Annotated in this window: 15 protein-coding genes; 7 read left to right on the forward strand and 8 right to left on the reverse strand. The window is 34.8% G+C overall.

Translation table 11 applies throughout. The annotated features are described in order from the left end of the window. Nucleotides 1-101 precede the first annotated feature (101 nt). From ACE94K_RS04635 to ACE94K_RS04665, 7 genes are all read left to right on the forward strand, one after another. Complete coding sequence (locus ACE94K_RS04635) at nucleotides 102-1,382, forward strand: stage 0 sporulation family protein (RefSeq protein ID WP_378180601.1); 1,281 nt, start codon at nucleotides 102-104, stop codon at nucleotides 1,380-1,382. Beyond that, a complete protein-coding gene (locus tag ACE94K_RS04640) occupies nucleotides 1,369-1,863 on the forward strand; it encodes a gliding motility lipoprotein GldH (RefSeq protein WP_378180604.1) in 495 nt (164 codons plus the stop codon). The genes ACE94K_RS04635 and ACE94K_RS04640 overlap by 14 nt, the downstream gene beginning before the upstream one ends. Nucleotide 1,864: 1 nt before the next feature. Beyond that, nucleotides 1,865-4,195: a penicillin-binding protein 1A gene (locus ACE94K_RS04645; RefSeq protein WP_378180607.1), complete on the forward strand. Its 2,331-nt coding sequence runs from the start codon at nucleotides 1,865-1,867 to the stop codon at nucleotides 4,193-4,195. Nucleotides 4,196-4,216: 21 nt separating this feature from the next. Further along, nucleotides 4,217-6,541 (forward strand): penicillin-binding protein 1A, encoded by a 2,325-nt coding sequence (locus ACE94K_RS04650; protein WP_378180609.1) that lies wholly within the window; start codon nucleotides 4,217-4,219, stop codon nucleotides 6,539-6,541. 101 nt (nucleotides 6,542-6,642) lie between these two features. Then, on the forward strand, nucleotides 6,643-7,341 hold the full coding sequence (locus ACE94K_RS04655; protein WP_378180612.1) for a CoA transferase subunit A: 699 nt from the start codon (nucleotides 6,643-6,645) through the stop codon (nucleotides 7,339-7,341). Between the two features lie 93 nt (nucleotides 7,342-7,434). Next, nucleotides 7,435-8,091 carry a CoA transferase subunit B gene (locus ACE94K_RS04660; RefSeq protein WP_378180615.1) on the forward strand — a complete coding sequence of 219 codons (657 nt, stop codon included), beginning with the start codon at nucleotides 7,435-7,437 and terminating at the stop codon, nucleotides 8,089-8,091. Between the two features lie 682 nt (nucleotides 8,092-8,773). Continuing rightward, complete coding sequence (locus tag ACE94K_RS04665; protein WP_378180618.1) at nucleotides 8,774-9,166, forward strand: DUF805 domain-containing protein; 393 nt, start codon at nucleotides 8,774-8,776, stop codon at nucleotides 9,164-9,166. A gap of 51 nt (nucleotides 9,167-9,217) precedes the next feature. On the opposite strand, the gene ACE94K_RS04670 is transcribed toward ACE94K_RS04665, so the two are convergent. From ACE94K_RS04670 to ACE94K_RS04705, 8 genes are all read right to left on the reverse strand, one after another. Continuing rightward, entirely contained in the window at nucleotides 9,218-9,601 is a 384-nt protein-coding gene (locus ACE94K_RS04670; RefSeq protein WP_378180621.1) for a VOC family protein, read from the reverse strand. Nucleotides 9,602-9,831: 230 nt separating this feature from the next. Next, the gene (locus tag ACE94K_RS04675) at nucleotides 9,832-10,290 is read right to left on the reverse strand and encodes a DUF1801 domain-containing protein (protein WP_378180623.1); all 459 of its coding nucleotides are present in this window, start codon (nucleotides 10,288-10,290) and stop codon (nucleotides 9,832-9,834) included. Nucleotides 10,291-10,301: 11 nt separating this feature from the next. Continuing rightward, entirely contained in the window at nucleotides 10,302-10,823 is a 522-nt protein-coding gene (locus ACE94K_RS04680) for a DUF4199 domain-containing protein (protein ID WP_378180626.1), read from the reverse strand. 78 nt (nucleotides 10,824-10,901) lie between these two features. Continuing rightward, complete coding sequence (locus tag ACE94K_RS04685; RefSeq protein WP_378180629.1) at nucleotides 10,902-11,318, reverse strand: response regulator transcription factor; 417 nt, start codon at nucleotides 11,316-11,318, stop codon at nucleotides 10,902-10,904. Between the two features lie 48 nt (nucleotides 11,319-11,366). After that, on the reverse strand, nucleotides 11,367-11,963 hold the full coding sequence (locus ACE94K_RS04690) for a hypothetical protein (RefSeq protein WP_378180632.1): 597 nt from the start codon (nucleotides 11,961-11,963) through the stop codon (nucleotides 11,367-11,369). A 14-nt stretch (nucleotides 11,964-11,977) separates the two neighbouring features. Further along, entirely contained in the window at nucleotides 11,978-12,919 is a 942-nt protein-coding gene (locus ACE94K_RS04695) for a 2-hydroxyacid dehydrogenase (RefSeq protein ID WP_378180635.1), read from the reverse strand. Nucleotides 12,920-12,997: 78 nt separating this feature from the next. Beyond that, nucleotides 12,998-13,615 (reverse strand): glycoside hydrolase family 19 protein, encoded by a 618-nt coding sequence (locus ACE94K_RS04700; protein WP_378180638.1) that lies wholly within the window; start codon nucleotides 13,613-13,615, stop codon nucleotides 12,998-13,000. Further along, a complete protein-coding gene (locus ACE94K_RS04705) occupies nucleotides 13,612-14,394 on the reverse strand; it encodes a hypothetical protein (RefSeq protein WP_378180641.1) in 783 nt (260 codons plus the stop codon). The genes ACE94K_RS04700 and ACE94K_RS04705 overlap by 4 nt, the downstream gene beginning before the upstream one ends. Nucleotides 14,395-14,697: the final 303 nt, after the last annotated feature.

Below are 14,697 nucleotides of genomic sequence, written 5' to 3' on the forward strand. Positions count from 1 at the left end.
CTTTATCGATTAAGATATCAAATGCGAAAGTATTTGATCCAAGTAAGAATCATATTTGCTGTGTTTTTAATCACAGGCAAATTTCAATATAGTAAGAGCATATGGGGTGTAGTAGTTGTTCCTCCGGGAAAGACGGACAACCAAAAGGGTGTAAGAATAATGGTACGTGCGGTACAGATGGTTGTAATAAATTAACCGTTTTTGATTGGTTATCAAATATGTCACTACCTAGTGGTGTAGCACCTTTTCATTGTGTAGAAGTTCGCTTTAAAAACGGGCGAAAAAGCTTTTTCAAGAATACAGAAAATCTATCTTTAAGCATCGGAGATATTGTGGCTACTGAAGCTTCACCAGGCCACGATGTAGGTATTGTATCCTTAACGGGAGAATTGGTTCGTATCCAAATGAAAAAGAAAAAGGTAGATATTGATAGTGAGGATGTCAGAAAAGTGTATCGAAAGGCTTCTCAGAAAGATATTGATATTTGGCAAAAAGCCAGAGATCGCGAGCAAGCTATACAAGTGCGATCAAGAGAAATTGCTATTCGATTAAAGTTACAAATGAAAATCTCTGATATCGAGTTTCAGGGAGATGGTTCAAAATGTACTTTTTATTATACAGCAGAAGAACGTGTAGATTTCAGACAATTGATCAAAGAGTTTGCACAGGAATTTGGCACTAGAATAGAAATGCGTCAGATAGGTTTTCGTCAGGAAGCTGCTCGATTAGGTGGTATTGGTTCTTGTGGACGAGAGCTGTGTTGTTCTACCTGGCTTACAGATTTTAGATCTGTAAATACAAGCGCAGCGAGATATCAACAATTATCCTTGAATCCTCAAAAACTAGCCGGGCAATGTGGAAAACTTAAATGTTGCCTTAATTACGAGCTAGATGCTTATATAGATGCTTTAAAAGAGTTTCCAAAAACTGAGATTAAACTCCAAACCGAAAAAGGGATAGCAGTATGCCAGAAAATTGATATTTTCAAAGGATATTTATGGTATGCCTATGAAGGAGAGTGGATGAATTGGCACAAGATATCAGCAGATCACGCAAATGAGATCATAGAGGCTAATAAAAAGAAAGAAAAAGTACCAAGTCTAGAAGAGTTTGCATCAGAGCTTATCGAAGATACTAAAGTAGATTTTGAAAACGTTGTAGGACAGGATAGTTTAACACGATTTGATCAACCTAAAAGGAGTAAAAGGAGAAGGAATAAAAATCGAAATGTAAATAAGAAGAAAGTAGCAGTAGAGAAACAAAAACCTACTCCACAAAAATCGAAAGAAGGTAATCAAGAAAACAAAAACACAAATAGAAAACAAAATCAACGCAATAGAAAGCGTAAACCGCAGCAGCGTAAGAATAATGATAAATCTTAGGTTTTTTTCAATACTTTTTCTGATAATTGGTCTTGTTTCTTGTGATGATACACGGGTTTTTGACGAGTATAAAACGGTGTCTGATTCTTGGGAAAAAGATGAAAAAATTAGTTTTGTCTTACCAGAACTGGATTCTCTACAACAATATCATCTTTTCATAAATATAAGAAATACCAATGATTATAAGTTTAGTAATTTATTTTTGATTAGTGAGATGGAATTTCCTAATGGAAAGATCATTACAGATACTTTGGAATATGAAATGGCAAAACCAAATGGAGAATGGTTGGGTACCGGTTTTACAGACCTGAAAGAAAGTAAACTTTGGTATAAAGAAAATGTAGTTTTTTCAGAAAAAGGAGCATATAAAGTAACACTTCAACATGCAATGAGAAAAAATGGCGAGACATTTGGAATCAACTCTTTAGAAGGAATTACCGATATAGGTTTTAGAATAGAATTTGCAGAAAACCCTCAATAATATGGCTAAAGCAACACCAAAATCAACCAGAAAAACATCAAATACCCCACAGATTAATGTTGTCAAATATATTAAATGGTTTTGGATCACTTTCGCCATAGGAGTGCTTATGGTGATCTTATTATTTTTACTGGCAAGCTGGGGAACTTTTGGCGAAATGCCTGGGTTTGATGAATTAGAAAATCCACAAAATGATTTAGCAACTCAGATTATTTCTTCTGATGGAAAACAAATTGGGACGTTTTTTAAAGAGAATAGAACTCCTGTTAATTATGAAGATTTATCTCCCGATCTCGTAAATGCACTGGTAGCAACAGAGGATGTACGCTATTATGAACACTCGGGGATAGATGCCAGAGGGACAATACGAGCCTTTGCCTTTTTAGGTAAAAAAGGAGGAGCAAGTACCATTACACAACAATTAGCAAAACTTCTCTTTACAGGAAAAAGATCTCGAGGTTGGCAGCGCTATACCCAAAAAATTAAGGAATGGGTAATTGCAGCTCGTTTAGAAAGGCAGTATACCAAAGATGAAATTATGGCGATGTACTTAAATAAGTACGATTTTCTGAATCAGGCGATTGGTGTCAGTTCTGCTTCACGTATTTATTTTAATAAAACCCCAAAAGATCTTAAAAAAGAAGAGGCAGCTGTACTGGTTGGGATGTTAAAGAATTCTTCACTTTTCAATCCTTTAAGAAGACCTGAGTTAGTTAAAAACAGGCGTGATGTGGTATTGTCACAGATGGCTAAATATGATTTTATTACTGTTCAGGAGAAAGATAGTTTGCAACAATTGCCCTTAAAATTAGATTATGCACCAGAAGGACATTCTGATGGTATAGCAACTTATTTTAGAGAGTATGTAAGAAGTTGGATGAGCGATTGGGTAGAAAAAAATCCGAAGGGAAAAGACGAAGACGGAAACATAGAGTACTATAATATTTATAGAGATGGGCTACAGATTAATGTAACTATTGATTCGAGAATGCAAAAGTATGCAGAAGAAGCGGTACAGGAGCATATGGCAAATCTGCAGAAAGAATTTGATAAGCAGGAGCAAAAGAATAAAACTTCTCCGTTTAGAGATTTAACTCAACAAGAGGTTGATGGTATTATTAAAAGAGCGATTAGAAGTTCTGCTCGAAGGAAGAAAATGCTTGATCAAGGCAAAAGTGAGAAGGAAATCCTGAAATCTTTTGACGTTAAAACAGAGATGAAAATATTTTCTTGGAAAGGATATATCGATACCATTATGACCCCCAGAGATTCTATTTTATATTATAAAGGATTTCTACGTTCTGGTATGATGTCAATGGAACCGCAAACTGGTCAGGTAAAAGCGTGGGTTGGTGGTGTTGACATTAAACATTTTCAATACGATCACGTATATCAGGGAGCAAGACAGGTAGGCTCCACGTTCAAACCTTTTGTGTATGCAACTGCTATTGATCAGCTTAAACTATCTCCTTGTGATACATTACCTATGTCACAGATCACAATTCCTGCTGGTTCACACGGTGTGATGGAAGATTGGACACCAAAAAATAGTGATGCGAAATATACAGGTTATTTAAGCCTTAAGGAGGCTCTCGCAAAGTCCGTAAATACAATATCTGCACGTTTGATGGATCGAATTGGTCCTGAACCTATCGTGAGGCTAGCAAAAAAATCAGGAGTAGAATCCGAAGTTATCGAAGTTGCTTCGATTGCATTAGGTTCTGTAGATCTTAAATTGTCCGAAATGGTGGGTGCCTATAGTACTTTTGCTAATGAAGGTATTTATAACAAACCTGTGATGATTACCAGTATTGAAGATAAAAATGGAACTACACTATATCAGTTCGAACCAGTAACAAGAGATGTAATAAGCAAAGAGGCTGCTTATGTAACCTTAAATCTTTTAGAAGGAGTTACGCAATCTGGATCTGGTTTGCGGCTTAGAACCGGACCATCTACGAGATATGATTATAAAAATGTCGTTACAGGATATCCTTATGAATTTACCAATCCAATAGCGGGAAAAACAGGAACAACACAAAATCAAAGTGACGGATGGTTTATGGGAATTGTTCCAAATCTCTGTACTGGTGTTTGGGTCGGTGGTGATGACCGTGCTACTCATTTTAGTTCTGTTAAGTACGGACAGGGCGCTACGATGGCTTTACCCATATGGGCATTATATATGAAAAAATGTTATGCCGATAAAACACTGGATGTATCTAAAGATGCCTTCAAAAAACCTGAGAATTTGACGATAGAAGTCGATTGTAAAGAGTTTAAGAAGAATATTAAAGTGGAAGATCCAAAGGAAGACGAGTTTGGTCTTTAGTAATCATCCACGAAGCCAAAAATGGAGTCATCATTTTTTAAAGAGAGAAAACAAGAAAAAGATGTGTATGGTAAAACACAGAAATATGTTAAGTATTTCTGGATTACTTTTATTACAGGTATTCTTTTTGTAATCTTTTTATTTCTTTTAGCTGGCTGGGGCGCATTGGGAAAAATGCCTACATTCGAGGATTTGGAAAATCCCAGAAATGATTTAGCTGCACAGATTATATCATCGGATGGAGTACAACTGGGAACTATTTTTAGGCCTAATGAAAACCGCACTCCCATTGTATACGAAGATTTACCTTCACATTTAGTAGATGCACTCATAGCTACAGAGGACGTTCGTTTTTATGAACACTCTGGAGTGGATGCCAGAGGTACATTGAGAGCTTTTGCCTCTCTGGGCAGTAGAGGAGGAGCAAGTACAATCACACAACAATTAGCCAGATTACTTTTTATAGGCTTGAGGTCCAAAAACTTCGATAAATATACTCAGAAGATTAGAGAATGGGTTATTGCGGCGCGCTTAGAAAGGCAATATACCAAGGATGAGATCATCGTGATGTATTTAAATAAATATGACTTTGCACGACAAGCAATTGGTATTGGATCTGCATCTCGAATTTATTTTAATAAAAAACCTATCGATTTAAATATCGAAGAAGCAGCTGTTTTAATAGGAATGCTCAAAAGTGCAACGCTATATAATCCAAGGTCACGATTGGAGAGTGCAACAGCGAGGAGAAATACTGTATTGGGGCAAATGGCGAAATACGGATATTTAACTACTCAGGAAAAGGACAGTTTACAACAATTACCTCTGAGACTGAACTATAAGGCGGAAGGGTATAATGAAGGTAATGCAACCTATTTCAGGTGGCAAGTAAAAAAGTGGGCAGAAGATTGGATTAAGAATAACCCTAAGGGGAAAAATGAAGATGGGGATTTAGAATTCCACGATATTTATAAGGATGGTCTTAAAATTTATGTTACCGTGGATTCTCGTATGCAAAAATATGCCGAGGAAGCGGTTTCTGAACACATGAAGAATCTTCAAAAAGAATTCGATAAACAAGAAAATAGTAATAAGACAGCACCATTTAGAGGAATCTCTGATGAGCAAATAGAAGGAATTATTAACCAAGCGATTAAAAATTCTTCACGAAGGAAGAAAATGCTTGACAAAGGTAAAAGCGAAAAAGAAATCCGAGACTCTTTTGATAAAAAAACAAAAATGAAAGTTTTTTCTTGGAACGGAGTTGTTGATACTATTATGACTCCTAGGGACTCAATTAGACATCATAAAAAGTTTTTGCATACAGGACTGATGTCTATGGTGCCACAAACCGGAGAGATAAAAGCATGGGTAGGAGGAATCGATTATAAATATTTTAAGTATGATCACGTAAATCAAGGAACAAGACAAGTAGGATCTACGTTTAAGCCATTTGTTTATGCAACAGCTATTGATCAATTAAAATATTCCCCGTGTTATAAAATACCAAGAGCAAAAATAACAATACCTGTTGGCAAACATGGAGTATCAGGAGAGGATTGGACACCAACCAATACTGATGGAAATTATATTGGATCTTTGACACTTAAAGATGCATTGGCGGCATCAGTAAATACGGTTTCGGCTAGATTGATGGATAGAATAGGGCCTGAGCCTGTTATCAATTTGGCTAAAAAACTCGGAATTCAATCTGACATAGACACAGTGGCTTCTATTGCATTAGGAACAGAAAATCTTAAACTATCAGAAATGGTAGGAGCCTATAGTACATTTGCTAATGAAGGAATACACATTAAACCTTTTATAATTTCACATATAAGAGACAAAAACGGAACATTGATATATGATAATTTTCCTGAGCGAAGAGATGTAATTAATGAAGAATCAGCGTATGCAACACTCAATTTGATGGAAGGAGTTACGCAGACAGGATCGGGAAAAAGATTGAGAACCAAAGTCTCTGATCAATATACCTATAAAAACGTGGTCACCGGATATCCATATGAATTTACAAATCCGATAGCTGGAAAAACTGGTACCACTCAAAACCAAAGTGATGGATGGTTTGTAGGGATGGTGCCCAATCTATGCACAGGAGTTTGGGTTGGAGGCGATAATAGATCGATACGTTTTGCATCCATAACAAATGGTTCAGGTGCAACCATGGCACTTCCGATTTGGGCTTTGTACATGAAGAAATGTTATACAGATCCCACCTTAAATGTTTCAACATCTGAATTTAATAAACCAGAAAATCTTTCGATCCAACTAAATTGCGAAGTCGATGAAAAAAGCAATGAGGTTGATGATGAATTAGGTTTTTGATCTTCCATCTCATTATCATTTAAAAATTTCTAAAACTCCAAGAATTCAAACGTTTTAGTACTATTTTTTTAGTACTTTTAGACTGCTAAAATTTAAGTACTATGATTCGAAAAACGGTGTCTGGAGTTGTTGAAGCTACAGAAGGGGTAAAAGATGATATGACCTTTATGCTTGGAGGTTTTGGGCTATGTGGAATACCAGAAAATGCTATTACAGAATTAGTAAAAAAAAACATCAAAGGGCTTACCTGTATCTCTAACAATGCCGGTGTGGACGATTTCGGATTGGGGCTTTTACTTCAGCAAAAGCAAATCAAAAAAATGGTTTCTTCTTATGTTGGTGAGAATGATGAATTCGAACGTCAGATGTTAAGTGGAGAATTAGAAGTTGAGCTTATTCCTCAAGGCACTTTAGCTGAGCGTTGCAGAGCTGCTCAAGGCGGTTTTCCGGCTTTTTATACGCCGGCCGGTTATGGTACCGAGGTTGCAGAAGGAAAAGAAACCAGAGAGTTCAACGGAAAAATGTATATACTGGAGCAAGCCTTCAAAGCAGATTTCGCATTTGTAAAAGCCTGGAAGGGCGACGAAGCAGGAAATCTTATTTTTAAAGGAACTGCAAGAAATTTTAATCCCTGTATGTGCGGGGCAGCAACCATTACTGTGGCAGAAGTAGAGGAATTGGTGCCTGCAGGGACCTTGGATCCAAATCAAATCCATATTCCCGGAATTTTTGTACAACGAATTTTTCAAGGAGAAAAGTACGAAAAGAGAATTGAGCAGCGTACGGTTAGAAAAAGATAACAATTATTACAAGAATTTAGCTTAGTACATATTCAGTTCACAACATTAAAGGCTGCAATATGAAGGGCAATTTTATAAAACGATAGAAAAAGTATGCTTGATAAGAACGGAATAGCAAGACGAATAGCTAAAGAACTACAGGACGGATATTTTGTAAATCTTGGAATTGGAATTCCAACACTGGTTGCCAATTACATACCCGAAGGAATAGAGGTCGAGTTTCAGAGTGAAAATGGGGTTCTGGGTATGGGACCTTTTCCTTTTGAGGGCGAAGAGGATGCTGATATTATTAATGCAGGTAAGCAAACGATAACAACGATGCCAGGTGCTTCATTTTTTGATTCTGCGATGAGTTTTGGTATGATTAGGGGAAAGCACGTAGACCTAACTATTTTGGGAGCAATGGAAGTAGCTGAGAACGGAGATATTGCCAACTGGAAAATTCCTGGCAAAATGGTGAAGGGAATGGGTGGCGCCATGGATCTTGTGGCAAGCGCAGAAAATATTATTGTAGCAATGATGCATACGAATAGGGCAGGAGCATCAAAACTCTTAAAAAGATGTTCTTTACCATTAACAGGTGTAAACTGTGTAAAGAAGGTGGTAACTAATTTGGCGGTTATTGAAATCACCAAGGATGGATTTAAATTATTGGAAAGGGCTCCCGGTGTTAGTGTAGAGGATATAAAAAATGCAACTGAAGGCAATCTGATAATCGAAGGTAATGTTCCGGAAATGGTTTTGGATTAATAGCATCAAATTCTATTTACAGGTACACGATTATTAAATAAACCTCAACGAATAATAAAACAAGAAAACTTACGTTATTGTTATATATACTACAAAAGCAAAAATTGTAAGAAAAACACTACTTTATTCTTGCTTTTCAAACTTACCTAAACCTTTGCTTTAACCCATAAATACGAGTTAAATGTTTTTAAATGTTAAAATTTTGAGTATTTTGTCGATTTTAATGGTATTTAAACGTTGTTTTACAAAATATTTTGCATATTAGCAGTCCCTATGAAGAAGTACATTAAAATGTGCTCTTTTAAAATAAATAATTTAAATTTTAACCCTCACACATTGCCCTATTATGAAAAAGCGTATAAATCGTCTACAGAAATCAGTTAAACCTACAATCGAATTGATTTCTAACTGTATGTATTTAGCAAAAAAAGTATTTTTGTTTTAACAAAAAAGTTAATTTTTGTTATGTGATTTTTTGTTGTTAATGAATCGCAACCTCCCCAAGTCGCGATGAATAAACCTGTTAGTCTTAAGAGCTTGACAGGTTTTTTTTTGGACAATGAAAACTCATAAAATATTTTGAGTATAAAACTATTGAGACTTTATATTTAAACTTGTATGCTTAAAAGGAGTTTAAATTTTTTGTTTCAACATTAAATAAACTAACTATTAAATTTTAAATATGAATTGGTACCTAAAAGTCTTGAGAGACAATTATGCAAACTTCGAAGGAAGAGCACGTAGAACAGAGTATTGGATGTTTACCTTATTCAACTTTTTGATAGCACTGGCTCTTATAATTCTGGCTGGTGTTTTTGCAGCGATGGAAATAGACGCCTTAACCATAATTTTTTATGGAGTTTATGTAGTATATGCTTTAGCTGTTCTAGTCCCAGGACTAGCTGTGGCTGTTCGAAGATTACACGACACCGGTAAAAGCGGTTGGATGATTTTGGTCGGTCTAATTCCTTTTATTGGAGGTATCTGGTTATTAATCTTATATGTAACCGAAGGAGATTCGGGTGATAATGAGTATGGTCCTGACCCAAAATTAGAACCAGAACCTGTTTCTTAAACATAATCCGCTTAATAGAAAATAAGAAAGCCAGCTTTATGCTGGCTTTTTCTATAAGAATGCTTGATCAATAGGCTCCCAAAGCTCAATTTTGTTACCGTCAGGATCTAGTATCCATCCAAATTTGCCGTAGTCATATTCTTCAATTTTACCAACAATCGTTACTCCTTCTTCTTTTAATACTTTTAGCAGTTGCACCAAATTTTCTACCCTAAAATTCATCATAAACTCCTTTTTACTTGGAGCAAAATAATTGGTGTCTTCTTTAAAAGGACTCCATTGCGTAGAACAATCATTTCCTTGCTTATCTTTCCACCAGAAGGTACATCCATAATCATCTACTGGTAATCCTAAATGTTTACCATACCATTCTTTTGTCATTTTTGGGTCTTTTGTTTTAAAAAAAACACCTCCTAATCCTGTTACTCTTTTCATAGTTACGTCTTTTATTTATTCCGTTGAAGATTGAAATATTATTACTTCTGATTTTTATCTGGATTCTGTTATTAATAAATTAAATATCTAAATATTGTATTTTGCTTCAGTCACTTCGGGTGGAGTCGAGAGGTTATTTTTACATATGTCATCGAGTCTCGACTCTGCTCGACCAGACAGAAGAAGAAATTACAAGGATTTCAAATAAAAGAATAATCAAACTCTGATTTTTATTTCTTTTTGATATTGGTCTCATACATGTCAATCCAGGCCTCAACCGATAGTTTAGTCACTAATTCGCCGATAAGTTTTAGTGGAATTTGATCTATTTTTTTAAATCGAATACAACTCTTACCCATGTCCAATTTAGTTTTTACATACTTCGGATATTCACAAACAAACCAATCCATGAGCTCTTTATTGGCATAAATTCCAGAATGATACAGTGCTATAAAATTCTTTTGCGAAGCGATGCTCATAAAAGGTAGAGGTAATTTAGGATCGCAATGATATCCGTCTGGATATATTTCGTGTGGTACTACATACCCTATCATCCCATAAGTGATCTGTTCAGAATATCCTTCTGGCAAGTTGTTCAAAATTGTTTTACGAAGATTCTGCATTACTTCTTTTCGGTCTTCTGGGATTGCTTCGATATATTCATCGGGTGTAGTCGCTTTATATTGCATAATATTAGGTGTTAACTGCTTTGTGCCGGTTTTCGTTGTAAAATAAGTCCTGAAATTAATGAAATGATGACACCAATGATCAATACTGTAGAGGACATTAATAAAAAATTTATGAATGGACTTGAGAATAATTCTTTCTGAGCTTCAAGTTCTTCCAGCTTCACTTTAAACTCTGCTTCAGAAAGCGAACTGCGCATTTGTTCTACCATATGTCCATAATACTCTGCAGTAAAATCAGGATTGATGTATTTGATATATATATAGTCCAGAATTCCAAATGCTAGTGCGGCAAACAAAGAAATCAATAGACCTATGGTCATTGCTTTCCCAAATGACACGACCCCATCATTTTCTGTGTCTCTATAATGTTTTATACCAAAATAAACAAAGAGCAATGAGACCACCATACTGGTATATCCGATAACTTCTTGTAACGAATATGAAAGATTTTTACCAAGAGTTAAGCTCAATAAAAATAACACACATATGGTAATTGCTCCATATATCCCGTAACGTATTATTGTATTTTTCATGTATAATTTATGTATTGGTTTGGGTCAAAAGTAGGATTGATAGTTAGAAAAGGACTCATACTAAAGTATGAAAATCTTCTAAAATGGTATAATGTTGAGCTTTTTTGCTATTTGTATGGCCTGCGTTCTTCGCTTAGCATCTAATTTAACCAGAATACTAGAAACGTGGGTTTTTATAGTGCTTTCTGACACAAAAAGTTTTTCTGCAATTTCTTTATTGGATAATCCGGAAGCAATTTCGCATAGCACTTCATATTCGCGTTTACTTAATCCAATAGCTTCTATTTTATCGTGATCGATTTCTTGAGTAATCATCTTGTTCTGATGTAGCACTTTTTTATTTATAATAACACCTATTATAAAAAATAGCACTGCGATTGCGGCGATGATAAATTCTATAGATGCGTTACCCGAAATAAGGCTGTATTTGCTTAATTGAAATAGTATCAACAACGCTATAACTAATGCTCCGAAGATGAGTACGGTTTTCTTCACATTATAAAAGTAATAAAACTTAAATGTAATACGATAATTAGGCTTAGTTTACAAAAGTAAATTTATCTCGTGTTGAAGGTTATTCTTGGCCTGTTTTTCAAACTTTTTATAGAAATATTGTGTTTTAAAAATTCTTGGCATTTCGATAAAGTGTTTTAACACCTTCATTCGGCCTTTGTTGTACATAAAGTCAGGATAGTACTTGTATTCTTTTCTCACGGCCGTGAAATAGCTTTTATAAGTTACCCAGTTGCTTCCAAGAATAGAAAGATCAGCGTCTGTAAAATAATTAATATCATTATGTGTAGAAATATGATGCCCTTTTGTTGCTAAAATCATTTTTTCACAAAGCTCTATTCTATTAGAACCGATGGACAATGAACTCAATATCTTCCTGGCCTTTTGCGCACTTTGTTCTTCATTATCTTGTTTTAACACATTGTAAATATAATCATGGTAGAACAATGCAAACAAAATAATATCCCAGTCCAGAATTTCTTCTTTGACTTTGAGTAATTGATGATACAAGTTTTCCAGATGAGACAGGTTGTGATAGTATCTGTTTTTCTTGTTATAATTTTTTACGATTTCCTGCCACAGGGTTTCTATGTATTCTTTGTCAGGAGAATATTTAGAAACGAGCAATTTAAAAACCTCTTTTAACAAAATTCTGCTTTGATTTTATCTACAATGGTTTGGGCTAGTTTTTCTTTAGACTCTACCGTCCATCCGGCAATATGAGGACTTAGAATCACGTTGTTTAATTGTAAAAGTTCCTTTAAAGGTTCTGGGATTTCTTCTTCTGATGTAAAAAGGTTTTCAAAAGATAACTTTTCATATTCTAATACATCCAATCCTGCACCTAATATTTTTCCGGATTTTAACGCTGCTACGAGATCCTTGGTTACCACACTTTTTCCACGTGCAGTATTGATAAACCAAAAAGGTTTCTTGAATTGATCGATAAATGATGCGTTAATCATTTTATCGGTTAGCGACGTCCATGGTGTATGCAAACTCAAGACATCTGTTTTTTCAAAAAGTTCTTCTAAGCTGACTTGGGTAGCATCACTGTTTTCCACATCTTCCTTGATATCGTAACAAATAACTTCTACATCAAAACCTCTCAGTTTTCTGGCAAAAGCTTTACCCATATTACCATAACCTATGATACCCACAGTTTTTAGATCAAGTTCTACTCCTCTGTTTTCTTCACGATTCCATTGTCCATTTCTTACTTGTTGATCTGCTGTTTTGAGTTTATTAAATAAGGATAATATCATTCCTAATGCGTGTTCTCCCACAGCATTTCGATTTCCTTCTGGAGCAGAAAAGAGTTTGATTCCCTTTTTCTTAGCATATTCTACATCAATACTTTCTAGTCCTGCACCAACACGACCAATAAATTTTAGGTTTGTTGCACGATCTAAAAACACGTTATCGATCTTAAAACGACTTCGGATGATAACACCATTATATTCACTTATTTTTGTCTCTACTTCAGATTTTGTAGAGGTAAAATCCTCGTGATTTTCGAACCCTATATCATTGAGCTGTTGCAGTAATAATGGATGGTTAGAATCTATGTGAAGTATTTTCATAGGAAAATTTTATTGCGACTTCAAAAATACTTAATAAATGATGAACTATGACAAGCTACTGATAGAATAGGTTTTGGGCTATATAGAATACAGTATTTTAAACTCTTCTAAGAAATGTTGTCGGTTTTGCAATCCGTTACATCCACCATTAATAAGTTTAGTGACCATATGAATATCATCTGCATCTGCATACTTATTGATATTTCTTTTTTGCCAGTACCAGCAGGCAGAGGTTAATGCCCATTTTGGGTTAGTAACCAATTCAGGATCATATATAAAATCCTGATTTGTTGTTTCAGATAGTGCCCGGTAGTTTGATTTTCCGGTTAATTGTATTAATCCTCTTCCTCGATATTTCCATCCATCTCCGCTAGATTCTGATCCATTGCCTATTCTATTAGCATATACTTTATTTGCAATTTTTTCCGGTTTTCTGGCATATGTATTGGCAGCGTCTAAAGTAGGGAAGTATTTTCTAAAAACTCCGTATAGTGCTTTTGCAGAATAGTTAAGATTTTCTGTCACGAATTTAAATCCACCACTTTCATGAGTTACTTGTGCAAGAAAGTGAGCTTGTCTTAAAGGAGAATTAATGTCATATTTTGGTAACACAGTATCAAATAATGACACATATTTACTGGCGTAATTCCAATTTACATCGGGAATTAGCTTTTTGAAATTTTCTTCTGTTATCACGTTGCTGTGGTTGAAGGTATGAAAATGGCTTTTATCCTATCAATAATACCTTGTAAAATGCTAAAAATGGCATCTGATGAAAATCCACCAATAAGTGCTAACACACTTTTGTTAAATAAATTGATATCGTTTGGATCTGTTTTATAAAATGAGATGATTTCTGATGAAATTAATCCGGCAATAACCCCCAGTATAATCATCGCAATATAGTATATAGTATCTTCTGGAACTAGGGTGCTGTTTTTTGCTGAGATACTTACGCTTTTTAGTAAATAAAATAACACTCCTAAACCCGAGACTGATGCTAAGAAACTAAGGTTTAGTAGCAACGATATTCCATTATTATTTAAAACTCCTTTATCCAGAGAAGCGTCATTTACATCGGGGGATAAACTTGATATAATAAAAGTTGCAAGAAAAAAAATAGCTAATATGATTAAGTTTCTAACGAGAGGAAGCTTTCCAAACAAGGTTTTACCCTTTCCTTGTTGATTCAATTGTTTCGTATAATGAATCGATTTTGGAGTGGCGGGAGCAATATTTTTGCACAACAGATTATGTGCATTGATCAGATCATCTACAGTGCTTTTCTGAATTAGGGCATTTACTTCAGTATTGATAATAATACCATTATATACAGCAAAAGAAAGCATGTTATTTACTTCATTGCTCAGTTCGTCTATAACCTCTTTAGAAATACCAGGAACATTTTCTTGTTTAGGGGAAATTGTCTGAGGTGTTTTTGTAGAAGTTGTTTTAGTGTCCGTTGCTGAAGGCATAATTTTGGTTTTTGAAAGGAGTTATTTATTGCATTAAAGCTATAAAAATTTATAGTGCTAAAGACATAGTATTTATACCTGTTTTAGTTTAGGAAAAGAATGATTTTTAGAAGATTTTTGGGGTATATAACCGTATATTTATTTAAATTAATTAACGAACTACCGGAAGTTACTAGCTTATTATAAAAAAACACCCTATGGATTATGTGAAACAAGTAGTTTTATTTTGTAAATTGACAAAGAAATAGGAAAACAATACATTTTCATCATCAAATACGTATAAAACACCCAAAATCTAAGATA

The organism is Aquimarina besae, assembly GCF_042434905.1.
In the GTDB taxonomy this organism is placed as follows: Bacteria; Bacteroidota; Bacteroidia; order Flavobacteriales; family Flavobacteriaceae; genus Aquimarina.

What these genes read in the sequence shown, in the direction of transcription:
- ACE94K_RS04635 (WP_378180601.1), top strand. Translation starts at nt 102, where the DNA reads ATGGGGTGTAGTAGTTGTTCCTCCGGGAAAGACGGACAACCAAAAGGG.
- ACE94K_RS04640 (WP_378180604.1), top strand. Translation starts at nt 1,369, where the DNA reads ATGATAAATCTTAGGTTTTTTTCAATACTTTTTCTGATAATTGGTCTT.
- ACE94K_RS04645 (WP_378180607.1), top strand. Translation starts at nt 1,865, where the DNA reads ATGGCTAAAGCAACACCAAAATCAACCAGAAAAACATCAAATACCCCA.
- ACE94K_RS04650 (WP_378180609.1), top strand. Translation starts at nt 4,217, where the DNA reads ATGGAGTCATCATTTTTTAAAGAGAGAAAACAAGAAAAAGATGTGTAT.
- ACE94K_RS04655 (WP_378180612.1), top strand. Translation starts at nt 6,643, where the DNA reads ATGATTCGAAAAACGGTGTCTGGAGTTGTTGAAGCTACAGAAGGGGTA.
- ACE94K_RS04660 (WP_378180615.1), top strand. Translation starts at nt 7,435, where the DNA reads ATGCTTGATAAGAACGGAATAGCAAGACGAATAGCTAAAGAACTACAG.
- ACE94K_RS04665 (WP_378180618.1), top strand. Translation starts at nt 8,774, where the DNA reads ATGAATTGGTACCTAAAAGTCTTGAGAGACAATTATGCAAACTTCGAA.
- ACE94K_RS04670 (WP_378180621.1), bottom strand. Translation starts at nt 9,601, where the DNA reads ATGAAAAGAGTAACAGGATTAGGAGGTGTTTTTTTTAAAACAAAAGAC.
- ACE94K_RS04675 (WP_378180623.1), bottom strand. Translation starts at nt 10,290, where the DNA reads ATGCAATATAAAGCGACTACACCCGATGAATATATCGAAGCAATCCCA.
- ACE94K_RS04680 (WP_378180626.1), bottom strand. Translation starts at nt 10,823, where the DNA reads ATGAAAAATACAATAATACGTTACGGGATATATGGAGCAATTACCATA.
- ACE94K_RS04695 (WP_378180635.1), bottom strand. Translation starts at nt 12,919, where the DNA reads ATGAAAATACTTCACATAGATTCTAACCATCCATTATTACTGCAACAG.
- ACE94K_RS04705 (WP_378180641.1), bottom strand. Translation starts at nt 14,394, where the DNA reads ATGCCTTCAGCAACGGACACTAAAACAACTTCTACAAAAACACCTCAG.